Source organism: Pseudomonas sp. ZY71 (genome assembly GCF_036542145.1).
GTDB classification, from domain to species: Bacteria; Pseudomonadota; Gammaproteobacteria; order Pseudomonadales; family Pseudomonadaceae; genus Aquipseudomonas; species Aquipseudomonas koreensis_A.
This window is the reverse complement of record NZ_CP144274.1, coordinates 5567358-5590321: the sequence shown is the minus strand read 5'-3', so window position 1 is coordinate 5590321 and position 22964 is coordinate 5567358. Positions and strand designations below refer to the sequence as shown.

The 22964-nt window shown below is 59.6% G+C and carries 28 protein-coding genes; 10 read left to right on the top strand and 18 right to left on the bottom strand.

Going from position 1 to position 22964, the window contains the following annotated elements; translation table 11 throughout:
- Positions 1-31: 31 nt before the first annotated feature.
- The 12 genes from VY732_RS24755 to VY732_RS24700 all read right to left on the bottom strand — a co-directional run bounded on the left by VY732_RS24755 (position 32) and on the right by VY732_RS24700 (position 10157).
- On the bottom strand, positions 32-337 hold the full coding sequence (locus VY732_RS24755) for a YkgJ family cysteine cluster protein (RefSeq protein ID WP_331692106.1): 306 nt from the start codon (positions 335-337) through the stop codon (positions 32-34).
- Positions 338-389: 52 nt separating this feature from the next.
- Positions 390-881, bottom strand: coding sequence for a DUF2878 domain-containing protein (locus VY732_RS24750; RefSeq protein ID WP_331692104.1), 492 nt, complete (start codon positions 879-881; stop codon positions 390-392).
- Entirely contained in the window at positions 874-2139 is a 1266-nt protein-coding gene (locus VY732_RS24745; protein ID WP_137219512.1) for an SAM-dependent methyltransferase, read from the bottom strand. Before VY732_RS24745 ends, VY732_RS24750 begins: the two co-directional genes overlap by 8 nt.
- On the bottom strand, positions 2126-2941 hold the full coding sequence (locus VY732_RS24740; protein ID WP_331692103.1) for a DUF1365 domain-containing protein: 816 nt from the start codon (positions 2939-2941) through the stop codon (positions 2126-2128). Before VY732_RS24740 ends, VY732_RS24745 begins: the two co-directional genes overlap by 14 nt.
- Positions 2938-4185, bottom strand: coding sequence for an NAD(P)/FAD-dependent oxidoreductase (locus tag VY732_RS24735; RefSeq protein WP_331692102.1), 1248 nt, complete (start codon positions 4183-4185; stop codon positions 2938-2940). The genes VY732_RS24740 and VY732_RS24735 overlap by 4 nt, the downstream gene beginning before the upstream one ends.
- The gene (locus VY732_RS24730; protein WP_331692100.1) at positions 4182-4964 is read right to left on the bottom strand and encodes an SDR family NAD(P)-dependent oxidoreductase; all 783 of its coding nucleotides are present in this window, start codon (positions 4962-4964) and stop codon (positions 4182-4184) included. The genes VY732_RS24735 and VY732_RS24730 overlap by 4 nt, the downstream gene beginning before the upstream one ends.
- A complete protein-coding gene (locus tag VY732_RS24725) occupies positions 4961-5383 on the bottom strand; it encodes a nuclear transport factor 2 family protein (protein ID WP_077574511.1) in 423 nt (140 codons plus the stop codon). Before VY732_RS24725 ends, VY732_RS24730 begins: the two co-directional genes overlap by 4 nt.
- Entirely contained in the window at positions 5376-6821 is a 1446-nt protein-coding gene (gene phrB / locus VY732_RS24720) for a deoxyribodipyrimidine photo-lyase (RefSeq protein WP_331692098.1), read from the bottom strand. The genes VY732_RS24725 and phrB overlap by 8 nt, the downstream gene beginning before the upstream one ends.
- Positions 6822-6841: 20 nt before the next feature.
- Positions 6842-7783 carry a MerR family transcriptional regulator gene (locus VY732_RS24715; protein ID WP_331692096.1) on the bottom strand — a complete coding sequence of 314 codons (942 nt, stop codon included), beginning with the start codon at positions 7781-7783 and terminating at the stop codon, positions 6842-6844.
- Complete coding sequence (locus VY732_RS24710; protein WP_331692094.1) at positions 7783-8745, bottom strand: 2-thiouracil desulfurase family protein; 963 nt, start codon at positions 8743-8745, stop codon at positions 7783-7785. Before VY732_RS24710 ends, VY732_RS24715 begins: the two co-directional genes overlap by 1 nt.
- 213 nt (positions 8746-8958) lie before the next feature.
- Positions 8959-9174, bottom strand: coding sequence for a TIGR02450 family Trp-rich protein (locus VY732_RS24705; RefSeq protein WP_077574507.1), 216 nt, complete (start codon positions 9172-9174; stop codon positions 8959-8961).
- On the bottom strand, positions 9171-10157 hold the full coding sequence (locus VY732_RS24700; RefSeq protein WP_331692093.1) for an NAD(P)/FAD-dependent oxidoreductase: 987 nt from the start codon (positions 10155-10157) through the stop codon (positions 9171-9173). The genes VY732_RS24705 and VY732_RS24700 overlap by 4 nt, the downstream gene beginning before the upstream one ends.
- Before the next feature lie 197 nt (positions 10158-10354).
- Between VY732_RS24700 and VY732_RS24695 the strand changes: the two genes are divergently transcribed.
- Both VY732_RS24695 and hemH read left to right on the top strand, forming a co-directional pair.
- The gene (locus tag VY732_RS24695; protein WP_331692092.1) at positions 10355-11257 is read left to right on the top strand and encodes a TIGR01777 family oxidoreductase; all 903 of its coding nucleotides are present in this window, start codon (positions 10355-10357) and stop codon (positions 11255-11257) included.
- Between the two features lie 13 nt (positions 11258-11270).
- Entirely contained in the window at positions 11271-12296 is a 1026-nt protein-coding gene (hemH, locus tag VY732_RS24690; protein WP_331692090.1) for a ferrochelatase, read from the top strand.
- Between the two features lie 103 nt (positions 12297-12399).
- On the opposite strand, the gene VY732_RS24685 is transcribed toward hemH, so the two are convergent.
- Together VY732_RS24685 and upp are read right to left on the bottom strand one after the other, a co-directional pair.
- Positions 12400-13674, bottom strand: coding sequence for a uracil-xanthine permease family protein (locus tag VY732_RS24685; RefSeq protein ID WP_077574503.1), 1275 nt, complete (start codon positions 13672-13674; stop codon positions 12400-12402).
- A 2-nt stretch (positions 13675-13676) separates the two neighbouring features.
- Positions 13677-14315, bottom strand: coding sequence for a uracil phosphoribosyltransferase (gene upp / locus VY732_RS24680; protein WP_007912842.1), 639 nt, complete (start codon positions 14313-14315; stop codon positions 13677-13679).
- Between the two features lie 174 nt (positions 14316-14489).
- On the opposite strand from upp, the gene VY732_RS24675 reads away from it, so the two are divergent.
- The 3 genes from VY732_RS24675 (at position 14490) to VY732_RS24665 (ending at position 16058) form a co-directional block, all read left to right on the top strand.
- Positions 14490-15047, top strand: a complete 558-nt coding sequence (locus VY732_RS24675) for a hypoxanthine-guanine phosphoribosyltransferase (RefSeq protein WP_064387625.1) — start codon at positions 14490-14492, stop codon at positions 15045-15047.
- Between the two features lie 180 nt (positions 15048-15227).
- A complete protein-coding gene (locus tag VY732_RS24670) occupies positions 15228-15707 on the top strand; it encodes a hypothetical protein (protein ID WP_077574502.1) in 480 nt (159 codons plus the stop codon).
- Between the two features lie 63 nt (positions 15708-15770).
- A complete protein-coding gene (locus VY732_RS24665) occupies positions 15771-16058 on the top strand; it encodes a PA4642 family protein (protein ID WP_095123008.1) in 288 nt (95 codons plus the stop codon).
- Between the two features lie 149 nt (positions 16059-16207).
- Here the strand turns inward: VY732_RS24665 and mqo are convergent, their stop codons facing one another.
- A complete protein-coding gene (mqo, locus tag VY732_RS24660) occupies positions 16208-17716 on the bottom strand; it encodes a malate dehydrogenase (quinone) (RefSeq protein WP_331692086.1) in 1509 nt (502 codons plus the stop codon).
- 708 nt (positions 17717-18424) lie between these two features.
- Positions 18425-18658 carry a hypothetical protein gene (locus VY732_RS24655; protein WP_007912834.1) on the bottom strand — a complete coding sequence of 78 codons (234 nt, stop codon included), beginning with the start codon at positions 18656-18658 and terminating at the stop codon, positions 18425-18427.
- Positions 18659-18862: 204 nt separating this feature from the next.
- On the opposite strand from VY732_RS24655, the gene VY732_RS24650 reads away from it, so the two are divergent.
- On the top strand, positions 18863-19447 hold the full coding sequence (locus VY732_RS24650; protein ID WP_008086137.1) for a YajG family lipoprotein: 585 nt from the start codon (positions 18863-18865) through the stop codon (positions 19445-19447).
- Between the two features lie 315 nt (positions 19448-19762).
- Here the strand turns inward: VY732_RS24650 and VY732_RS24645 are convergent, their stop codons facing one another.
- Positions 19763-19969, bottom strand: coding sequence for a hypothetical protein (locus VY732_RS24645; protein WP_008083982.1), 207 nt, complete (start codon positions 19967-19969; stop codon positions 19763-19765).
- Positions 19970-20162: 193 nt separating this feature from the next.
- Here VY732_RS24645 and VY732_RS24640 point away from each other — a divergent pair, with 193 nt between their 5' ends.
- Positions 20163-20441, top strand: a complete 279-nt coding sequence (locus VY732_RS24640; protein WP_077574500.1) for a hypothetical protein — start codon at positions 20163-20165, stop codon at positions 20439-20441.
- Between the two features lie 60 nt (positions 20442-20501).
- On the opposite strand, the gene VY732_RS24635 is transcribed toward VY732_RS24640, so the two are convergent.
- The gene (locus VY732_RS24635; RefSeq protein ID WP_176091772.1) at positions 20502-21665 is read right to left on the bottom strand and encodes a 1-acyl-sn-glycerol-3-phosphate acyltransferase; all 1164 of its coding nucleotides are present in this window, start codon (positions 21663-21665) and stop codon (positions 20502-20504) included.
- Positions 21666-21807: 142 nt separating this feature from the next.
- Here VY732_RS24635 and VY732_RS24630 point away from each other — a divergent pair, with 142 nt between their 5' ends.
- The 3 genes from VY732_RS24630 to VY732_RS24620 are packed head-to-tail and all read left to right on the top strand — an operon-like array spanning position 21808 to position 22920.
- Positions 21808-21990 (top strand): CPXCG motif-containing cysteine-rich protein, encoded by a 183-nt coding sequence (locus tag VY732_RS24630; protein WP_116031510.1) that lies wholly within the window; start codon positions 21808-21810, stop codon positions 21988-21990.
- Positions 21991-21999: 9 nt separating this feature from the next.
- Entirely contained in the window at positions 22000-22260 is a 261-nt protein-coding gene (locus VY732_RS24625) for a putative signal transducing protein (protein WP_007912819.1), read from the top strand.
- A 36-nt stretch (positions 22261-22296) separates the two neighbouring features.
- Positions 22297-22920 (top strand): SOS response-associated peptidase, encoded by a 624-nt coding sequence (locus tag VY732_RS24620; RefSeq protein WP_034154341.1) that lies wholly within the window; start codon positions 22297-22299, stop codon positions 22918-22920.
- The last annotated feature ends 44 nt before the right edge of the window (positions 22921-22964 follow it).

Here is a 22964-nt window from a genome sequence, read left to right as displayed (position 1 = left end):
CTCCTACATTTGTTTTGGGGTGTTCTTGGGATCAGCGGTAGGCAGTCGTGATGCCTTTGCGCTCTTCAATGCACTCCGGTGCGCCCATCTCGAACTCGCGGCAGATCAACGGTCGTTTCTCATAGATCGTGCACATCATGCTGTCGCGATCCAGCGCCGCGCACCAGCCGTCGTCAAGACGCAGCATCACTTCGCCGCCCCATTCATCGGTATCGATAAAGCGATCAGGCACGCCGGTGTCGGTGATCAGCATCACTTCGAGTTGGCAACAGCACGCCGCGCAGGTCGAGCAGGTGACTGCAGGCTCGGTGATTTGCCGGTGGGGAATGGTTTTCATGGCGGCAGTGTAAGGCAGTCGCCGCCGTGCGTGTGAAAGCTCTGACAGACGCTCAGTGCGCCAGCCGCCGCGCCATGGAGTGCAGCAGCGGAAACAGCAGTGCCCAGAGCAGGCCGATGCCAATCAATGTCGGTAACTCGCCATAGGGAAATTGCACCCCGGCCAAGCGTCCGCCGGCGTAATACGACAGCGCACCGCCAACTGCGCCCAGCACGCTGGCCAGCCACCACGGCCGGGCGCTCCATGCCAGGCAATGACGCAACGTGGTCGCCAGCAGTGCCCAGAGCAGCATCAGCCACAGCGGAATCAGCGGCGACTGATCCTCAAACTCGAACACCCCGACACCACGCAACACACTGTCCACCGCCGTGCCGACAATCACCACGCTCAAAATCAAACGGCCTTCAGCCGCCCAACTGCTGATCCAGCGCAGATGAATCACCAGCACCGCCAACGCGACCAGCAACCACAAACTGTTGCCGCCGAGCACGCAGGTCAGCCAGCCGATCTGGAACAACACGGCATTGGCGACACGCTCAAGCATCGAAGCGTCCGAGCAGCGGTGCGGTCATTGCAGCCGGTTTGGCCAGCAACAGTTGTGCGGTGCCGATGGTGCGTTCAAGGAAACCGCCCTCGCAGTAACACAGGTAAAACTCCCACAGCCGCAGGAAGTAATCGTCATAACCCAGCTCGGTCAAACGGCCATGGGCGCGGCGGAAGTTCTCATGCCACAGGCGCAGGGTTTTTGCGTAATGCAGGCCGAAATCTTCCATGTGCAGCAGGTTCATGTCGGTGTCGCGGCTGACCACTTCGAGCATTTTCTGCACGCAGGGCAGGGCGCCGCCGGGGAAGATGTAACGCTGGATAAAGTCGACACCGCGTTTGGCCTGTTCGTAGCGCTGCTCACGGATGGTGATCGCCTGGATCAGCATCAAACCGTTGCTCTTGAGCAGGTGCGCGCATTGTTTGAAGTAGGTCGGCAGGAAGCGGTGACCGACCGCCTCGATCATCTCGATCGACACCAGTTTGTCGTATTCGCCGGTGAGGTCGCGGTAGTCCTTGAGCAGCAGCGTGACCTGATCCTGCAAGCCCAGTTGTTCGATGCGTTGCGCGGTAAACGCGTACTGTTCTTTCGAGAGTGTCGTGGTGGTCACGCGGCAACCGTAGTTCTGCGCCGCGTAGAGCGCCATGCTGCCCCAACCGGTGCCGATTTCCAGCAAATGATCATCGGGTTTGAGCGCGAGCTTCTGGCAGATCCGCTCCAGTTTGTTCAGCTGCGCCTGCTCCAGGCTGTCTTCGGGCGTAAGGAACTGCGCCGCCGAATACATCATGGTCGGGTCGAGAAACTGCTCGAACAGATCGTTGCCGAGGTCGTAGTGCGCAGCGATGTTCTTCTGCGAGCCCTTGCGCGTATTGCGGTTGAGCCAGTGCAGACCTTGCACCAACGGCCGACCGAGGCGTGCCAAGCCACCCTCCATGGCATCGAGCACGTCGAGATTGCTGACGAATACGCGCACCACCGCTGTCAGATCCGGCGAACTCCAATAACCGTGGATAAACGCCTCGCCGGCACCAATCGAACCGTTGCCGGCAACCATGCCCCAGACGGCCGAGTCGAGCACATGGATTTCCCCGAGCAAGGCACTGCCCGGCGTACCGAACATCAGCCGTTCGCCATCCTCGACCACCAGCAGTTGCCCGTTTTTCAGTTGGGCCAATTGGCGCAACACGCCACGGCGCAGCAGCGACCCGGTCAAACCGTTGGTGCTGAGCCGACTGACCGACAGACTAGAGGATTTCATGGCGGTGCTCCTTGGGAGGCACAGTGGCGGTTTGAAAACTGCCGTCGGCAGCCTGATGAGCAAAGAGCGGTGCGCGCTTGAGCAGCAGGCGCAGTGCCTGCCAGTAAATCGCCAAGGCGGTTTTCGCGGTCATCCACGGAAAGCGCCGCAAGTAACGATGCAGGCTGCGACGATCAAGATTTTCGCGTTGCAGATTGAGTGTGGCGTCGAACAGTTTTTGCTCGCCTTGCCAGTCGGCCATGTGCACGCCGAGGGCTTGCGCGGCGGGACTGAAACTCATGCGGTATTCGAGATCGCGCGGCAAAAACGGCGAAACGTGAAAGGCCTTGGCCACGGCGAAGTGCTGATGAAAATCCTGCAGGTTGGCGGGCGTGCGCGCCGGCAGCACATAGTGATAACGCTCGCGCCACGGCGTGTTGGTGACTTCGCAGACAATCGCCGCCAGTTGCCCGTCGGCCTCGTGGCAATAAAAGAAACTCACCGGATTGAACGACAACCCCCAACTGCGCGCCTGGGTCAGCAGGCAAATCGCGCCTTGCGGTTCATGGCCGATGGCGATGCCGACCTGCTGACGCACGGCATCGATCAGGCGTATGCCTCGGCCGGTAAAGGTCTTCAGGTAGTCCGTTTCGCGAAATGAAAAGGGAGCAAAGCGACTGCGCCCGGCCAGCGGCGACAGTGCAAGCACGGCGTCCTGTTCGCTGAGGTCGAGGTAGAGCAGACCGATCCGGTAGCGGAATTCATGGCGGCGCGGCGAGAAACGCCGATGGCCGATCCAGCCGCTGTACAGGGCGCTGTTCATAAGGTTTCCCCGAACGCAGCGGCCACGCGCAAGGCGCTGACCACACCGTCCTCATGAAAACCGTTGGCCCAATAGGCGCCGCAATAATGTGTGTGCTGCGCGCCATCCAGTTCGCCCCAGCGATTCTGTGCCGCCACCGCAGCGAGGCTGAATTGCGGGTGGGCGTAGGTGTAACGGGCAAGCACTTTGTCCGGGCTGATGCCGGCGCTCTGATTGAGGCTGACGCAGAACGTGGTGTCGCTCTGAATACCCTGCAAAATGTTCATGTCGTAGGTGACGGCGGCGTGGGTGTGGCTGGCGCCGCTGAGCCGATAGTTCCAGCTCGCCCAGGCCAGTTTTCGTGTCGGCAGCAAACGCGTGTCGGTGTGCAGCACCACTTCGTTGTCGGCGTAGGGCAGGGCGCCGAGGATCGCGCGTTCGGCATCGCTCGGCACCGCCAGCAGTTTCAACGCTTGATCACTGTGGCAGGCGAACACCACCTGATCGAAGTGTTCGAGGCCTGCCGGGCTGTGGATAACTACGCCATGCACGTCACGATCAACCCGGGTTACCGGGCAATTGAGACGAATCCGCTCCTTGAACGCGGCTGTCAGTGGCGCGATATAGGCGCTCGAGCCGCCTTCGATAACTTGCCATTGCGGCCGCTCACTGACCGACAACAAGCCATGGTTCTTGAAGAACCGCACAAAAAACTGCAGCGGGAAATTGAGCATTTCCGCCATCGGCATCGACCAGATCGCCGAGCCCATCGGCACGATGTAATGCAGGATGAAACGCTCGCCGTAACCGCCAGCCTTGAGGTATTCGTCGAGGGTGGTGTCGGCGGCGATGCGCAGTTCGACGAGGTCGCGCTGGGCTTCTTTGTTGAAGCGCAGAATGTCGCGCAACATGCCCCAGAACCCGGGCGAAAACAGGTTGCTGCGCTGGGCGAACAGGCTGTTGAGGTTGTTGCCGTTGTACTCCAGACCGGTGTCCGGGTCGGTCACCGAGAAACTCATTTCGGTCGGTTTGAACGCTACGCCAAGCTGGCCGAGCAGACGGATGAAATTCGGGTAGGTCCAGTCGTTGAAGACGATGAAACCGGTATCCACGGCGTACTGCCGTCCTGCGACCGTAACGTCGACGGTGTGCGTGTGGCCACCGACCCAGTCGCCCGCCTCGAACACCGTCACTTCATGGCGGCGATTGAGCAGGTAAGCGCAGGTCAGCCCGGCGATCCCGCTGCCGACGATGGCTATTTTCATGTCGGATCCGTCAGCGGTGGGGACTTGCGCACCATGCGCTTGCCGATCGCCAATTGGACGCGTGCCGGCAGTTTCGACAGTGGCCACAACGCGGCCATGAACAGCGCCGGGAAGGCGATCTCCAGCGGCCGGTCCTTGAGCTTGGCGAAGATGTGCCGTGCGGCTTTATCCACAGGCCAGCTCAAGGGCATGGGGAAATCGTTTTTTGCGGTCAGCGGTGTTTCGACAAAACCCGGGCTGACCACGGTGACTTCAATGCCTTCATCGGCCAGATCAATGCGCAGCGATTCGAACAGGTAACGCAGACCTGCCTTCGAGGCGCCGTAGGCTTCGGCCCGTGGCAGCGGCAGGTAGGTGACCGAACTGGCCACGCCGATCAGATGCGGCGCGGTGCCTTTGCGCAGCAGCGGCAGGGCGGCCTCGATGCAATAACTGCTGGCGAGCAGGTTAGTGCGCACCACATGCTCGATGATCGAGGAATCGAACTGCTTGGCGTCGACATATTCGCAGGTGCCGGCGTTGAGAATCACCGAGTCCAGCGAACCCCAGTCTGCGGCGATCTGCTCACCGATTTCGCGCACTGTCTGGCTGTTGGTCAGATCTCCCGGTACCACCAAAACCTGCCCCGGATAGCGTTGCGACAAGACCTTGAGCGGGGCGATCTGACGGGAACTGACCGCCAGGTTCGCACCGGTTTTCAGGATCTCTTCAGCCAGCGCGGCGCCGATGCCACTGCTGGCCCCGGTCAACCAATACCGCCGTGGAGGTGTACGACTCATCCCATTCTCCTTTTCAGCCAGGCAATGACCCGACCCAATACTGGCAAGTGTTCATACAGCAGCGCCCCGGCATCGAAGTAATCCCGGTGGCGATAAACCTTGTCGCGCCAGAGCAGGTGCGAGCAGCCGCTGACGCGAATCAAGCGGCCACCCGCCAGGCGTGGATGGCGATAGCTCATGACCCAGCGCAGGTAACCTTCGCAGTCGCCGATCTGGTCGAAACCATGAAAGTCGAAATGCAGTTCGCTGACGTTGGCGTATAGCTCGCCGAAATAGTCGCGTAGCTGCGCCAGCCCCTGGACCTCGTGCAGCGGGTCGGTGAAATGAATGTCATCGCTGTACAGCTCGCCCAGGCTTTGCAGGTTGTCTTTGTTCAACGCTGAAAATTGCCGGGCGAAGCGGCGCAGGAATTCACTCATCATCGCCTCCTGTAGATGTTCGCGAAGGCAGATTCTTGAAGGCTGCCAAGGCCCGCTGGCGCGAGGCGCTGAGATTGACGATTGGCGACGGATAGTCCGCCGCGCCGAACAATCCACCGACGTCGGCCGGGTTGTGCACTTCTTTCTTGTTGAGGCCGGCCAGTTCCGGCAACCAGTGCTTGATGAACAGACCTTCGCTGTCGAATTTTTCCGACTGGCTCAGCGGGTTGAAGATGCGGAAGTACGGCGCCGAATCGGTGCCCGTCGACGAACTCCATTGCCAGCCACCGTTGTTCGCCGCCAGATCCCCATCGATGAGGTGGCGCATGAAAAAGCGTTCGCCTTCGCGCCAGTCGATCAACAGGTTTTTGGTCAGGAACATCGCTACGACCATGCGCAGGCGATTGTGCATCCAGCCGGTTTCGAGCAATTGGCGCATGGCCGCGTCGATGATCGGCAGACCGGTGCGCGCTTCTTGCCATGCGGCAAGATCCTCCGGCGCATCACGCCAGGCCAGCGCTTCGGTTTCCGGGCGGAAAGCGCGATGGCGGGAAACGCGGGGATAGCCGACCAGAATGTGTTTGTAGAACTCGCGCCACAGCAGCTCGTTGATCCAGGTGACCGCACCGACCTTGCCGCTTTCGAATTCGCCCTGATTGCTTTGCAGGGCGGCGTGCAGGCATTGCCGTGGCGAGATCACGCCGGCAGCCAGATACGCCGAGAGCTGACTGGTGCCGGGCTTGGCCGGGAAGTCGCGTTCGCTCTGGTAGTAGTCGATCTGCGCGTCGGTGAAGGTGTCGAGGCGGCGTCGGGCTTCCTGTTCACCGGCGGGCCACAGCGCTCGCAGCGAGTCGCTCGGGGTCGCTAAGCCTTTGACGGAATCAGGAACCGGGTCGCTGTCGATGTTCAAAGCGCTTTGTTTGCCGGGAGCCTTTATCAGCGCAGGCATCGAGCGATGCAGGCGTTCGTAACAGACTTTGCGGAACTGGCTGAACACCTTGAAGTAACTCTCGGTCTTGGTCAGCACGCTGCCGGGTTTGAACAGCAACTGGTCGAGATAGCTGTGAAAGGTGATGCCCTCGGCCTTCAGTGTTTCGGCCACCGCTGCATCGCGACGGCTTTCATGGACGCCATATTCTTCGTTGACGTGCACTGCCGCTATCTTCAGCTGCCGGCAGAGCTTGAGCAGTTCTGCCGGGGCCTGATCCCAATGGTTTGCAGTGCGAATCAGCAACGGGATGTTGAGTTGGTCAAGGCTTGCACTCAACTCACGCAGGTTGCGCAGCCAAAAGTCGACCTTGCACGCTGCATCGTCATGTTCCAGCCATTGCTGCGGACTCAACAGATACACGGCGACCGTCGGGCCACGTGCTGCGGCGGCCGCGAGAGCGGTGTTGTCATGTTGGCGCAAGTCGCTGCGCAGCCAGATCAATTGCATGTCGGAACTCACTGCGTCCATTAGATCAGCCCACGCTGAACGAGTACCTGGTGCGCCAGCAGCGCGTCTTCAGCCAGGAACACATCAGCCATCTCGGAAGTTCTTACGGACAACTCGGCGTGGTGGATGCATACCGTTGGTCCGACCAGCATTTTCGGGCAACTGACTCCGTTCAATAGTTTCGGCAACTGCGCAAGGTTCATGGCTTTGCTGGAATACAGCAGTACGCCACGGGCTTGCAGATGTTCGACCGCCAACGCCAGTTCGGCGGCCGGCAGCGGCCAGTCAAACACTTGCACCGGACAATCAGCGCTACTGATCAGCCACGCGCACAGCCACAGATGAGGTTCCAGTGGCAGGTCGGAATGATTGATCAATAACAGCGGGGCGCCATGTAACTGACGATTGTTATGGTAGATGCGTGTGCCGAATTTGCTGCGTAACCACGAATAAAAGAACACCCGCTCCATCTGCGCGCCGAACTGGCCTTGCCAGCGCTGCTCCAGTTCCGCCAGCAGCGGCATCAGCAATTGCTCGCACAACGTGCGTGGCGGGTAGAGCGCCATGGCCTGATTGACGCTGTCGTCGAGGCTGCGTTCATTGAGTTGCGTGACGGCGGCAAGCAGGGTTTGGCGCAAGCGTTGCCAGTCGTTTTCCACCGATTCGTTGAACGCCTGTGGCGCGTCGAGCAGCGGTTTGACTTGGCTGACTGCAACGCCACGGTTGAGCCAGGTGAGAATGGCCAGAATTTGCTGCACGTGTTCGGCGGAGTAGAGCCGGTGACCCTTGGGCGTGCGTTGCGGCACGACCAGCCCGTAGCGGCGTTCCCACGCACGCAAAGTGATCGCGTTGACGCCGGTCTGCCGGGCGACTTCGCGAATCGGCAGCCAGCCCTCGTCGAGGGCTTTTTTAAAATCCGCGCCAAGGTCTTCCTGGGCGCTGGTATCCATTTTGTCGTTCATTAGATTGCGTTTCGCAGGCTGAGGTTTTCCGGGTGCGGTTGCAGGTAAACCTGTTGCGCGATGTACGAATCCGGATGGAGGCGAAAGTGGTGTTTGAGCAGCGTCAACGGCACCACCAGCGGCACGATGCCCTGGCGGTACTGGCCGATGACGTGCTGCATTTCCTGTTTGTCTTCGGCGCTGATTACCTGTTTCAGATAACCGCTGATGTGCAGCAGCACGTTGCAGTGGGTGCCGCGCGTGGCGCATTTTTTCAACGCCGCCATCAGTTCGCTGAAGTAGCGCGGGCCGAGTTCGGCGGGATCGGTGTGCGCCATGTTGCCGAGCAGTTTGCCCAGTGTTTTGTATTGCAGCGGGTTGTGCGCCATCAGCAAATATTTGTAGCGCGAATGAAATTCGGTGAGGGCGCGACGGCTCAGGCCATTGGCGAGGACTTGTTGCCATTCGCTATAGGCGAATACGCGGGTGATGAAGTTCTCGCGCAGCACCGGATCGTTGAGGCGCCCGGCTTCTTCCACGGGCAGATCCGGATGACGGGCGCAGAACGCGTGGGCATAGATTCCGCGCCCGCCGCCGTTCACCGGGGCGCCGTTGGCGTGGTAGACCTTGACCCGCTCCAGGCCGCAGGACGGTGATTGCTGCATGAAGATATAGCCGCAGATGTCATTGAGTTCGGCGGCCATTTTCTCGCCGTATTCGGCCAGCGGCTGGGTAACGTTGATCGCCCGGTTCATCGTGCCGACCGCTTGTGGATGCTCGGCATCGCCAACGAGACGGATCGGTTCGCGCGGGATGCCCAGGCCGATCGCGACCTCCGGACACACCGGAACGAAATCGAAATGCTCGGTGAGGGTGCGGCTGCACAGGCGCGATTCCTTGTGCCCACCGTTGTAGCGCACCTCGGCACCCAGCAGGCAGGCGCTGATGGCGATTTTTGGCTTGGCTAGGCAAGGATCTGACATGGGCACCTCGAATCTATACCTGTACAGAGGTTGATCTCTGTACAACTTTGCTCAGCATAGATTCATGGGTGTACAAGTCAAATTATTTGTATAACTTTTTCGGTTGATGCGATTTCTTGTAGGAGTGAGCCTGCTCGCGATGGCGCCGTCTCAGGCAACATCGATGTTACTGACAAACCGCTATCGCGAGCAGGCTCACTCCTACAGGGATTTTTATTGCCAACCCAATAACCAGTGATCGGTGTTCTTGAGGGTTTGCCAATCGAGGCGCTCAGCACGCTTGGTCAACACCGCCTGCAACTCGACTTCCAGCACCGTGCCTTCCTCATCACGGAACAACTCGGTCACCAGAAAATGTTTTTCACGGTTTTGCGGGTGAGCTGCTGTCCATTTCGACAGCAGCAATTTACCCGGATTGATGCGGTTCATTGCAGGTGTTCGTGTAAGCGCTTTGCAGCTTCCTGGCCACTGAGCCAAGCGCCTTCGACACGCCCGGACAGGCACCAGTCACCGCAGGCGTACAAGCCCAGATCGGCATCGGCCAGCGTGCCCCATTCGTGGCCCGTCGCGGGTCGCGCATAGAGCCAGCGGTGGGCGAGGCTGAAGCTCGGCGCCGGCATCGCGCTGTGCAACAGTTCAGCGAACGCACCGTGCAGTTGCTCGATCACTGCTTCCTTGGGCAGGTCTATGTGTTGCCGACTCCACGCACTGGTGGCATGCAGTACCCAGGTGTCGAGGGTGTTGTCGCGCCCCGGTTTGCTGCGGTTGCGCGCCAGCCAGTCGAGCGGGCTGTCCTGCACAAAGCAACCTTCGATGGGCGTGTCCAGCGGCGTGTCGAAGGCGAGGGCGACGGCCCAGGTCGGGTCCATTTTCACCCCGGCGGCGGCCCCGGCAAGTTTCGGTGCGGCGGCCAGCAAGGCCGTCGCTTGCGGGGCTGGCGTGGCAATCACCACGTGGCTGAACGGCCCGTGGGTGAAGCCTTCGGCGTCTTGCAAATGCCAGTGTTCTTCACCGCGAAAAACTTCGGTAATCCGGCAGGCGAAATGCACTTCCAGACCGTTGAGCAAACCACGGGTGATGGCGCTCATGCGCGGCGTGCCGACCCAACGGGTCTGCTCGTCCGGCGACAGGTTCAGTTGCCCGCCCTGGTAGGTGTAGAGCTGCGGCGCCCACTCGGCGACCCAACCCTGGCTTTGCCAGCGTTGCACTTCGGTGACGAAGCGCCGGTCGCGCGCGGTGAAATATTGCGCGCCCATGTCCAGCGAGCCAGCGTCGCTGCGCTTGCTCGACATGCGCCCGCCGCTGCCGCGACTCTTGTCGAATAACTGGACGGTGTGCCCGCTCTCTGTCAGAGCCTGGGCGGCGGAGAGTCCGGCGATGCCGGTGCCGATGATTGCGATAGGTACAGTCATAGGGGCCTCGTTTACCTTTCTGTACAGACTACGCCGTGGATGAAACCTGTACAATTTTGTTTTTTGGTATAACTTCTAGCATTCTCGTTCTGACAGCTTGGCCTATGGTTAAACAATAGAGCCTGCCCGATAGAAAAGATCCCTGCTTATAAAAATAGACTAGTGATCCGGGTTAAACGCCACGCGAGGAAGATGTCATGCACATATTGCTGACCGGCGGTACTGGTTTGATAGGACGTCAGCTCTGCCGACACTGGTCGGGGCAGGGGCATCGCCTGACGGTGTGGAGTCGCAAGCCGGAAAAAGTCGCGAAAGTCTGTGGCGCGCAGGTGCGTGGCATCGCGCGTCTGGAAGACCTCGGCGAGGAGCCTGTCGACGCGATCATCAATCTGGCCGGCGCGCCAATTGCCGATCGGCCGTGGACCCATCGCCGCAAGGCGTTGTTGTGGAGCAGCCGTATCAAGCTCACCGAAACGCTGTTGGCGTGGCTCGAAATCCGCGCGCAGAAACCGGCATTGTTGATTTCCGGTTCGGCGATCGGCTGGTACGGCGATGGTGGGGAACGCGAGCTAACGGAAGATTCGCCGCCGGTGATCGACGATTTCGCCAGTCAGTTGTGCATCGCCTGGGAAGAGACCGCACTGCGCGCCGAAGCGCAGGGCATTCGTGTAGTGCTGGTGCGCACCGGGCTGGTGCTGTCTGCCGAGGGCGGCTTTTTGTCGCGCTTGCTGTTGCCGTTCAAACTCGGGCTGGGCGGGCCTTTGGGCAATGGTCGGCAGTGGATGCCGTGGATTCATATCAAAGATCAAATCGCCCTGATTGATTTTCTTCTACACCGGGATCAGGCCAGTGGTCCTTATAATGCCTGCGCGCCGCAACCGGTGCGCAATCGCGACTTTGCCAAGACGCTGGGCAGCGTGTTGCACCGCCCGGCGTTCATGCCGATGCCGACCCTGGCGCTGAAGGTCGGCCTCGGCGAGATGTCTTTGTTGTTGCTCGGCGGCCAGAAGGCTATGCCGGCACGCTTGCTGGAAGCGGGTTTCACTTTCCAGTTCACGGATTTACGCGCGGCCCTGGACGATCTCTCCAGCCGCCTCTGAAATAGGACGTTGCATGACCGATCACGCCTTGCTTCTGGTCAACCTGGGTTCCCCGGCCTCAACCTCAGTGGCCGATGTGCGCAGCTACCTCAATCAATTCCTGATGGACCCGTACGTGATCGACCTGCCATGGCCGGTGCGGCGTCTGTTGGTGTCGCTGATCCTGATCAAACGCCCGGAGCAATCGGCCCACGCCTATGCGTCGATCTGGTGGGACGAGGGTTCGCCGCTGGTGGTGCTCAGCCGTCGCCTGCAACAGCAGATGACTACGCAATGGACCCACGGCCCGGTAGAACTGGCCATGCGTTACGGCGAGCCGTCGATTGAAACCTGTTTGCTCAAGCTGGTCGCGGCGGGGCACAAGCGCATCACGCTGGCGCCGCTCTATCCACAGTTCGCCGACAGCACCACGACCACGGTGATCGAAGAAGCGAAACGGGTGATCCGCCAGAACAAGCTCGACGTGCAATTGTCGGTGCTGCAGCCGTTCTATGATCAGCCGGAATACCTCGATGCGCTGGTGGAAAGCGCCAGACCGCACCTGCAGCAGGATTACGATCACTTGCTGCTGAGCTTCCACGGTTTGCCTGAGCGGCATCTGACCAAACTCGATCCGACCGGCAATCATTGCTTCAAGAATGACGACTGCTGCAAGAACGCCTCGCCTGCGGTATTGGCGACCTGTTATCGCGCGCAATGCCTGCGGACAGCGGCGTTGTTCGCCGAGCGCATGGGCCTGCCGGATGGCAAATGGTCGGTGTCGTTTCAGTCGCGTCTGGGCCGGGCCAAGTGGATCGAGCCGTACACCGAAGCGCGGCTGGATGAACTGGCGAAAAGCGGCGTGAAGAAGATTCTGGTGATGTGCCCGGCGTTTGTCGCCGATTGCATCGAGACGCTGGAGGAGATTGGTGATCGCGGCAAGGAACAGTTCCGCGAAGCGGGGGGCGAGGAGTTGGTGCTGGTGCCATGCCTGAACGACGACCGGCAATGGGCTAAGGCCTTGGCGACGCTCTGCGAAAGAGCACCGCTGGCGCTCTAAAAGCAAATCGCGAGCAGGCTCACTCCTACAGGTATTGCGTTGACCTTGTAGGAGTGAGCCTGCTCGCGATAGCTATCTGTCAGGCAATAAAAATCTTCAGGCCTTAAATCAGCGGCTCATCCGCCTTCTTGTTCTTCCAGCCATCATTGCCCGGCAGAATCAGGTTCAGCGCAATCGCCACCACCGCGCACAGCGCGATGCCTTTGAGGCCGAAGTCGTCCGGACCGGTACCGGTGCCGACCAGCACACCGCCAATCCCGAACACCAACGTCACCGACACGATCACCAGATTGCGCGCTTCGCCCAGATCGATCTTGTGACGGATCAGGGTGTTCATGCCCACCGCCGCGATCGAACCGAACAGCAGGCACAGAATCCCGCCCATCACCGGTACCGGAATGCTCTGCAGCAGCGCGCCGAACTTGCCGATGAACGCCAGGCTGATGGCAAAGATCGCCGCCCAGGTCATGATTTTCGGGTTGTAGTTCTTGGTCAGCATCACTGCGCCAGTCACTTCGGCGTAGGTGGTGTTTGGCGGACCGCCGAACAGGCCGGCTGCGGTGGTGGCAATGCCGTCACCGAGCAGGGTGCGATGCAGGCCCGGCTTCTTCAGATAGTCGCGACCGGTCACGCTACCGACGGCAATCACGCCACCGATGTGCTCAATCGCCGGGGCCAATGCCACCGGCACGATGAACAGAATCGCCTGCCAGTTGAACTCCGGCGCGGTGAAATGCGGGATCGCGAACCATGGCGCAGCGGCAATCTTCGCCGTGTCGACCACGCCGAAATAGAACGCCATAGCAAAACCGACCAGCACACCGGAAATGATCGGCACCAGACGGAAGATGCCTTTACCGAACACCGCCACGATCAACGTGGTCAGCAATGCCGGCATCGAGATCAGCATTGCGGTCTGGTAATGGATCAGTTCAGAACCGTCGCCAGCCTTGCCCATCGCCATGTTCGCGGCAATCGGCGCCATGGCCAGGCCGATGGAAATGATCACCGGACCAATCACCACCGGCGGCAGCAAACGGTCGATGAAGCCAGTGCCTTTGATCTTCACGGCAAGACCGAGGAAGGTGTAGACGAAACCGGCCGCCATCACACCGCCCATGGTCGCGGCGAGGCCGAACTGGCCCTTGGCGAGAATGATCGGGGTGATGAAAGCGAAGCTCGACGCCAGAAACACCGGCACCTGACGCCCGGTGACGATCTGGAACAGAATCGTTCCCAGACCTGCGGTAAACAGTGCCACATTCGGGTCCAGGCCCGTGATCAGCGGCATCAGCACCAAAGCGCCGAAAGCCACGAACAGCATCTGGGCGCCGGACAGCACCGTGCGCCAGAGCGGATCGTTGAACTCTTGCTGCATGGTTACGCGTCCTTCTGCTTGGTGCCGAAGATCTTGTCACCGGCGTCGCCAAGTCCAGGGATGATGTAACCGTGCTCGTTCAAGCGCTCATCGATGGACGCGGTGTAGATGGTCACGTCCGGGTGAGCTTTTTCTACTGCAGCAATGCCTTCCGGCGCGGCAACCAGCACCATGGCGCGGATGTCTTTGCAGCCGGCTTTCTTCAACAGATCAATGGTCGCAACCATCGAACTGCCAGTGGCGAGCATCGGGTCGATGATCATCGCCAACCGTTCGTCGATTTCCGGAACCAGTTTTTCCAGATAGGTGTGCGCTTGCAGGGTTTCTTCGTTACGGGCGACGCCCACAGCGGAGACCTTGGCGCCCGGGATCAGGCTCAGCACGCCTTCAAGCATGCCGATGCCGGCGCGCAGGATCGGCACGACGGTAATCTTCTTGCCAGCGATCTTCTCGACCGACACGGTGCCGCACCAGCCTGCAATATCGTAGGACTCCAGCGGCAAATCTTTTGTAGCTTCATAGGTCAACAGGGCGCCGACTTCCTGAGCGAGCTCACGGAAGTTCTTGGTGCTGATATCGGCGCGGCGCATCAGGCCGAGTTTATGACGGATCAGCGGATGGCGGATCTCGAGGATGGGCATGGAAAAACTCCGGCGGCGGGCAAAAAAACCGGCCTAGATTAATCTATCCGAGGGTGATGTCCTATAGGACATTCTGTACGTTAGTCCATAAAGGCTTGATTCGGCCCCGCGAGATGCGTACCTTTGCCCGCTTTTCGCAGCCATACCCCCCCACATTCCCCCCTGGAGAGCGCCATGTCCGCTGATCTCGAGCATATCCGTCAAATCATGCGAGAGGCTGACTGCCTGTACACCGAAGCTGAAGTCGAGGCGGCCATCGCCCGTGTCGGTGCACAAATCAACGAACAACTGGCTGACAGCAACCCGGTGGTGTTCTGCGTGATGAACGGCGGCCTGATTTTCTCCGGCAAGCTGCTGACCCATCTGCACTTCCCGCTGGAAGCGTCCTACCTGCACGCGACCCGTTATCGCAACGAAACCAGCGGCGGCGACCTGTTCTGGAAAGCCAAGCCGGAAGTTTCGTTCATCGATCGCGACGTGCTGATCATCGACGACATCCTCGACGAAGGTCACACCCTCGGCGCGATCATCGACTTCTGCAAACACGCCGGCGCGCGCAAAGTGCACACCGCTGTGCTGATCGACAAGGATCACGACCGCAAGGCGCGTCCTGACCTGAAAGCCGATTTCGTCGGCCTGCCGTGCATCGACCGTTACATCTTCGGTTACGGCATGGACTACAAAGGCTACTGGCGCAACGCCAACGGGATCTTTGCCGTTAAAGGCATGTAAGACCCCCGCGCTATCCCCTGTGGGAGCGAGCCTGCTCGCGAAAGCGATCTTTCATTCAGCATAAGTGTTGAATGTGAAATTGCCTTCGCGAGCAGGCTCGCTCCCACAGTTGTTTTGTGTGTGCTGATCCATCCGCGATACCCATGCTAGAGTGCTCGGCCCCGCCCCCCGGAGCCTGTCATGCGCCTCTTGATCCGCAGCTTTGCCGCCTTGTTGCTGGCCCTCAGCCTGCCGCTGTCCGCCGCGCCGATGCACAGCCAGTTCCTGCCGCCGGATGATCTGACCGTACGCGATGCCGAGCCCGAGCAGCAGCAACTCATGCAGGTCACCGACTATTCCGTAGTGATCGGCGCGCAACGCCAGTCCAATCAGCAGCCGATTCCGGTTACGTCGCCATTGATGATCCGCCTCAAAGGCAAATCCCTGAACAAGGGCGCGACGATCACCCAGGTGCTGGTCAATTTCGACGGCGAAAGCAAAAGCCTGAAAAAGCCGATCTACGACGACAAGAGCAAAACCCTGACACTGTTTTATCCACAGGCTCAATACCGCGTGATCATCGATCTGCTGCGCAATGACACCGTGTATGTGCAATTCCTCAGTTACGCCAACGGCCATATCTGGGCCGATTTGCACACCGGCGCTGTGCGATCGCGTTGAGCCGGGCGGCCGGGCAGGGGTAAACTGCCCGCCCCGTGTAATGTCTGCGAGCTGGAGTCGGCAATGCGTAAAGATAAGAAACAAGTGATTGGTGACGAGATCGGCGATGAGCAGATCAAGCTGTTCCTCGATTTTGAGCCGGTCGACGCCACTTCGCCGTCGCTGCACAAACTGATCAAGGCTTACCGTGGCCTGCGTATCGATGACTTCGAGCGCTTTCTGGGCTTCTTCGTCGCTGCCGGTTATGACGTTGATGGCAAAGACGAGCAGGGCAAGACCTTCGTTGAGCTGATCGCCGATCAGCGCAACGCCCCGGAATACATCGAGCTGATCGAAAAGTCCCGCGGTTAAGGGTAAAAGACAAGATCAAAAGATCGCAGCCTTCGGCAGCTCCTACATGGGATTTATGTTGGCCCTGTAGGAACTGCCGAAGGCTGCGATCTTTTGATTCTGGCGTCCATAAAAAACGCCCCGATCGGGGCGTTTTTTATGCGGCAAGATCAAGCGTAGCTTGGGGTCTCGCTGCTTTCTTCAACCAGCTCCAGCGCGATGTTGTTCTGCGTGTTGATCTTGCGATACAGCGCAGCATCGGTTTCCAGGACCTTTTCACGGGCCGGGAAGATCTCGGCCAGTTTGCCAGCCCACTCACCCTTGGCCTTGGCCGGGAAGCACTTCTCGATCAGTTCCAGCATGATCGAAACGGTCACCGACGCACCCGGCGAAGCACCGAGCAGGGCGGCGAGCGAGCCGTCCTTGGCCGCAACCAGCTCGGTACCGAACTGCAGAATGCCGCCCTTTTTCGGGTCTTTTTTTATGATCTGCACCCGTTGGCCAGCCACCTCCAGGCGCCAGTCTTCGGCTTTCGCCTCCGGGTAGAAACGGCGCAGGGAATCCAGACGCTGCTCCATCGATTGCATCACTTCGCTGACCAGGTACTTGGTCAGGTCCATGTTGTTTTTCGCCACAGCCAGCATCGGCCCGATGTTGCCGGCGCGAACCGACAGCGGCAGGTCCATGAAGGAACCGTGCTTGAGGAACTTGGTGGTGAAACCAGCGTATGGCCCGAACAGCAGGGATTTCTTGCCATCGACCACGCGGGTGTCGAGGTGCGGCACCGACATCGGTGGCGAACCCACCGCAGCCTGGCTGTACACCTTGGCCTGGTGGTGCTTGACCACCTCCGGGTTGTCGCAACGCAGCCACTGGCCGCTGATCGGGAAGCCGCCGAAGCCTTTGCTTTCTTCGATGCCCGAGGCTTGCAGCAACGGCAGCGCCGCGCCGCCAGCACCGAGAAAAACGAACTTGGCATCGACTTCACGGGTGTTGCCGTTGTTGACGTCCTTGATGCTGACGGTCCAGCCGGCGCCGTTACGCTTGAGGCCGGTGACGCGCTTGCAGTATTTGACTTGCGTGTCGGGAGCGCTGGTCAGGTGCTTGAGCAACTGATTGGTCAGGGCGCCGAAGTTGACGTCGGTGCCGTTCATCACGCGAGTGGCAGCGAGGACTTCGTCCGGCGAGCGGCCCGGCATCATCAGCGGCATCCACTCGGCCATCTTGGCCTTGTCTTCGGTGTACTCCATGTCGGAGAACGCGTGATGCTTGTGCAGCACATCGAACCGGGACTTGAGGAAGGACACACCATTGTCGCCCTGGACGAAACTCAGGTGCGGCACCGGGCTGATGAAGGATTTGCACGAGCCGAAGGTGCCTTTTTTGGTCAGGTACGACCAGAACTGCTTCGACACCTCGAACTGGGTGTTGATGTGCACGGCTTTCTTGATGTCGACGGTGCCATCGGCGGCTTGCGGCGTGTAGTTCAGCTCGCACAGGCCGGCGTGGCCGGTACCGGCGTTGTTCCAAGGGTTGGAACTCTCGGCAGCACCGGAATCCATCAGCTCGACGACTTCCAGCTTGATCGCGGGGTCGAGCTCTTTGAGCAGCACGGCCAGGGTGGCACTCATGATGCCCGCCCCAACCAGAACTACGTCGACTGCTTCGTTATGCGCCATTTAACGCGTCTCCAAAATCTGCAGCACCAAATTGTCGGCATGGCTGCCAGGCGTTCCGGGACAGATCAGTTATGCCCCAGCTATCCGTGGTCAGGTCGCCATGTCCGAATCTTCGCAATTTTTCGCAACTTCGACGGATGTATGCGGCTTGGCTTTCAAGAGCTCCATGAACTCATTTCAGCGCGTAGCTGGCAATTCGACTTATGGTCGAGACATCCGTTTTTGTGCAACCAAATCCGTAGCGGACAGGCTTCAGGCTCCGATGTTCGAGGTATACCCGGTCCTGTGTCGTTGGGCTGTTTCAGACGCTAATGGTGCATGTTCAGACGCAAAACTTTTCATTTGCTCGCCACACTCTTGTGAAGTTGTGAAAACCCGTTTTTTTCACGCTCTTTTGAAGACGTGAACCTCAAAAAAGGGCTGTCCAGGCCTGGCACCTTGCCCGAGGGCAAAAACAACGCGGTGGCCGAGCGTCATGACAGCTCTGCAGATTCGCGAAAAGCGGGGTTTTTGCCGGAAGAACAGGCAAGCGCGCCAACTTCACTCGATCTGTGTGGGCGGCTCTCTGTGGGCGATTTTGATGTCAAATGCATGCGCATTGACGCTGTTGCGGGGCCCGATCAGGAGACGTCCTTATAATCGGGGGGAGATTGTATCGAAGAAATGCGGGCAGTTGCTCGTGTTTAATGACTTTTATTAGGCATCCGGTCAGATGCTCAACATCGCTTGCACCCGTGCACGGGGCTGCGACGCTATGACGCGGGCGCTGGCGGGCAGTGGCTGGTGCAACCAGTTGAGGCGGATTTCTTCGATTTCCACCCAACCGTCGCCCATTGGTTGCAGGCTGCACTGCTTGAATGCCTGACAATGGCCATTGCGATCGAGCAGGGCGAAGCTGCGGTGCAGCGGGCGCGGTGCGAACAACGAGATCAGATAACGCATGGTTGAGTACCTTGTGGGGGACTGATTGCAAGGTTGCCAAGGCGCCGTGACGTGAACGTGTATGCCGGGTGAATAATCTGTGACAGGAACCGCTTTCCCAAGGGTTTGTCAGACATTTCAGTATTCACTGTCGGGCGCTGGTTACCCGCAGTGGCCGACCGCTATACTGCCGGCCTGTTTGTGCCTGATTCTGGAGAGAAGAGCATGTTGCAACGCCTGTTGTTCGGTTTGATCACTGTGGCCGGTTTGACCCTGGCCGGCTGCGCCCACAGCCCGCAACAACTGAACCCGGAGCCGAAGCTGACCACCCAGCTGCCAGCGGTCGGCCGTGGCCAGCCCGTTGTCGTGCGTGTGGTTGACGGTCGTCCGTCGCCAACCCTCGGTACCCGTGGCGGTCTGTACCCGGAAACCAGCGCCATCACCGTGCAGCGCGAGCAGATCCTGCCCAAGCTGCAGGCTCAGGCTGAAGCCGCCGTGCGTCTGCTCGGGTTCACCCCGACCAATAACGCACCGAATGCTCCGCAGTTGACCGTGACCCTGGCCGAGCTGAAGTATCAGTCGCCGAAAGAAGGCATGTACGTGACCGAAGCGACCATCGGCGCAACCTTCCGCTCCGACGTGCAGAACGCCAACCGCCGTTACAGTGGCCGTTACGGTGCGTCGCTGGACCAGCGTTTCGGCATGGCGCCGAATCAGGAAACCAACACCAAACTGGTCAGCGATGTGTTGAGCGATGCGTTGACGCGTCTGTTCAAGGACCCGACTGTGGGTCAGGTTTTGGCTGAGTAAGTTTTCGGCTGATGTGAAAAAGCCCGGGGCCAGTGATGGTTTCGGGCTTTTTTGTGGGTGTCAGGGTTGGAATTTGTGTCGTATGGGAGATCGATCCCCCTCACCCCAGCCCTCTCCCCCAAAGGGGGGCGAGGGGGAAAGGGAGCCGACCTGTGTTGCTCTTGAGACCTCATTCACCTCGAAGTTTCAGGTCGATTTGCGTTGTTCTTGAGATCTACATTCACCTCGGACTTTCAGGTCGATGTACCTCGAATAAACACCTCGGTCAGTCCCCTCTCCCTCTGGGAGAGGGCTAGGGTGAGGGTGCTTTTGCTTTCAGGCAGCCTGAGAATAAAAGTCGAGCACGCTCACGCCCGTCAACAAATCCGTCTCAGGCAAATCCGCATGCTGATGCCCACCTAGCGCGCAATACACCAGCCAATGGCGGTCCTGCACATTGAAAGCGAGACTACCGACGAGGCTCTGTTGTTCGTCGTAAGGCGTGATGAGGTACAGACGATCCTGGTTTTCAGCGTGAAGCATTTCGCGTTCCATGTGTGTTTCGAGGCGCGCAGGGTGGCCTATCCACATGACGAAGCCGTGACACAGGACAGCCATCGGTCGATTGTCAGGTTATTTGTCGTAAAGACTGGGGTTGAACCGGCAGGTTTGGTTAGAATCCGCGCCGCGGTCGTCGATCTGGCGTCTGCCATACCGGTTCAGATAGAGGTCTGTGATGTCGCTGCACTTGATGACGCTGTTTACCGCCCATCCCGCCAAGTTGATCAACTTGCTGGCGCTGCTGTTGGCGTTTCCGGGCAGTTGGCTGCTGCACGCCACTCGCCGCCGTGAACAGCGCGCGATGGCCAGCATTGCCGCCCAGCGTCAGGCGCAGCCGAATGCCGAGCCGATCCTGGACTGGGCGACCTTGCGCATGAACCGGTTTTTCTATCGCTTCGGTTTTGCTTGCCTCGCTCTGGCCCTGGTCGTTTCCTGGATCAGCACGCGCTTCTAAAAGCTTCAGGCATAAAAAACGGCGCCCGAAGGCGCCGTTTTTGCGTCAGGTGGAAACCGCTTACAGCGGCAACCCAGCCTTGACCCGGTACTGATTGCGCACCGGCGTCGCGTATTGCAGCACCAGATACGGACGGTGCTCTGCAGGGCAAGCATCCAGCCGGCTCTGCCATTCTTCCTGCGCCTTGGCCAGTTCATCCGCCGGGAATACCTCGGCAGCTTTCGGCACATTCAACTGCGGATCAGCATCGGCCCACTGCGCATACGCCAGGTAATGCACCGGGAATAACCGGTAGCCGCCGAGAATCTGCTTGTCCATTTCGACCGCCAATTGCTTGGTGTCTTCGAACAGCTCGGTGATTGGCGCGGCAAAGTTCACATGCACGCGGCCCTTGTAGCCGGTGATGCCCTTGGCGATGCTCACGTCATCCTCACCCGGCGCTTTCGCGTAGGTGCCGGTGGTGGCGCGGATGAACAGCTCGCGGGCCTTGGCCTGGTCGCACGGGTCGTATTCGTAGCTGATCGACACGGGGGTGACGTTCAACGAGCGAATGACTTCGCCGAACGGCTCATCCTTGCGGCTCATGTGGAACATCTTGAGGATCGCCGACTCGGTGCGATCATCGCCGTCCTTCGCCCGACCTTCGGCCTGAGCGATCCAGATCGAGGCGCAATCGTTGCGGATCGAGTGGTTGATGTACGCCGACAGCAGCTGATACGCGGCCATTTTCTCGCGACGGCCGGTGATCGAACGGTGGACGATGAAGCTCTTGTTCAGGCGCATCAGATCGCTGACAAACGGCTTTTGCAGCAGGTTGTCGCCAATTGCGATGCGCGGCGTCGGCAGGCCGGCGTGGTACACGGCATAGTTGACGAAGGCCGGGTCCATCACGATGTCGCGGTGGTTGGCGATGAACAGATAGGCGCTGCCGGACTTGAATTGCTCGACACCGGTGTAGGTCACGCCGTCGGTGGCGCGCTCGATGGTGTGGTCGACGTAGGACTCGACCTTGTCCTGTAAAGTCGCCACCGAGGTCACGTCGGCGAACTCACGACGCAGCCGATGGGCTATAAGTGGTTTGAGCATCCAGCCGAAAGCACCGGCAAAACGCGGGAAGCGGAAGTGGGTGAGGATATCTAGAAACGCCTTGTCGCCGAGCAGTCTTGCCAGTACCACAGGTACTTCGCTGTCGTCGTAAGGTCGGATGGCATCGAATTCGCCCATCATGCTCTCTTGTTGGAAACGGCTAGGGTAAGTAAAGGTTTTGATCGAAAACCCGCGGGGCACGGTCTGAAAAAGTAGCCAGACAAAAATAGCCCTGCAAATAGACCGGCGATTATACGCACAAGTCACTTGGGAGACCGCGATGCTGGAACCTGCTGAATACGAATGTCCCTATTGTGGGGAGCCTGTCGAGACGACGGTGGACTTGTCCGGCGGCGATCAGACCTATATCGAAGACTGTCAGGTGTGTTGCCGGCCCATAACGTTCGTCTTGCAGGTCCATGAAGAGCACTGGTTTCTGGAAGTCTTCAGCGAAAACGAGTGAGGCGCGCCCATGCAGCGAATCTATGAGCCGGAAAACCTGATGGAAGGTGAAATGCTCAAGGGCATGCTCGCCAGCGAAGGCATAGAGGCGCACTTGATTGGCCGTGATTTGCTCGGTGGAACGGGCGAGCTGCCGATCTTCGGTCTGTTGGGCTTGTCTGTGGATAACGATCAGGCCGAATACGCCCGCGAGCTGATCACCGCGTACAATGCCGCGCTGCCGCTGCCCGGCGATGAACCGGAGAGCTTTCCCGGGACGCTGGTCTGTTAGGCTGAGCTTCGTTTTACTTCAGAGTCGTGTTGCCCCATGTGTGGACGTTATGCCCTGTTTCGCTGGAACCGCGATTTCGCGGCCCTGCCAGGTTTTCCCGCCGATCAGCAGGCGCAGTGGAACATTTCCCCCAATGATTCGGTGTTGATGCTGCGTGCCGGTGAAGATGGCCAGCGCGCTCTGGCCCGCGCCCGTTGGGGATTGACGCCGCCGTGGCTGACCGATTTGTCGAAAACACCGGCGCATGCCCGTGCTGAAACCGTAGCCGAGCAGCCGATGTTTCGTGAGGCACTGCGTCAGCGTCGCTGCCTGCTGCCGGCGAATGGTTTTTACGAGTGGCGTGGAACGCAGCGCAAGCGGCCGTTCTGGCTGACGCCGGGGGAAGGCTCGTCACTGTTTTTTGCGGCGATCTGGGAGGCGTATCCGGTACAGGAACAGGTGTGGTTGAGTACGGCGGTGATTACTCAACCGGCGTCGAGTCAGCGGCGGCCGTTGATTCTCGATGAGGCGGGGCAGGCGGCGTGGCTGGATCCTGAGACGCCGTTGCATGTGTTGCAGGGGCTGTTGGCCAGTGAACCGGCGGCGTTGCGTGAGCGGGTGTTGGCGAATCTGATCAATGATCCGAAGCTCAATGGGCCGGAGTGTTTGACTCCGGGCTAAAGCCTGCAGATCAAAAGCCCCTCACCCTAGCCCTCTCCCGGAGG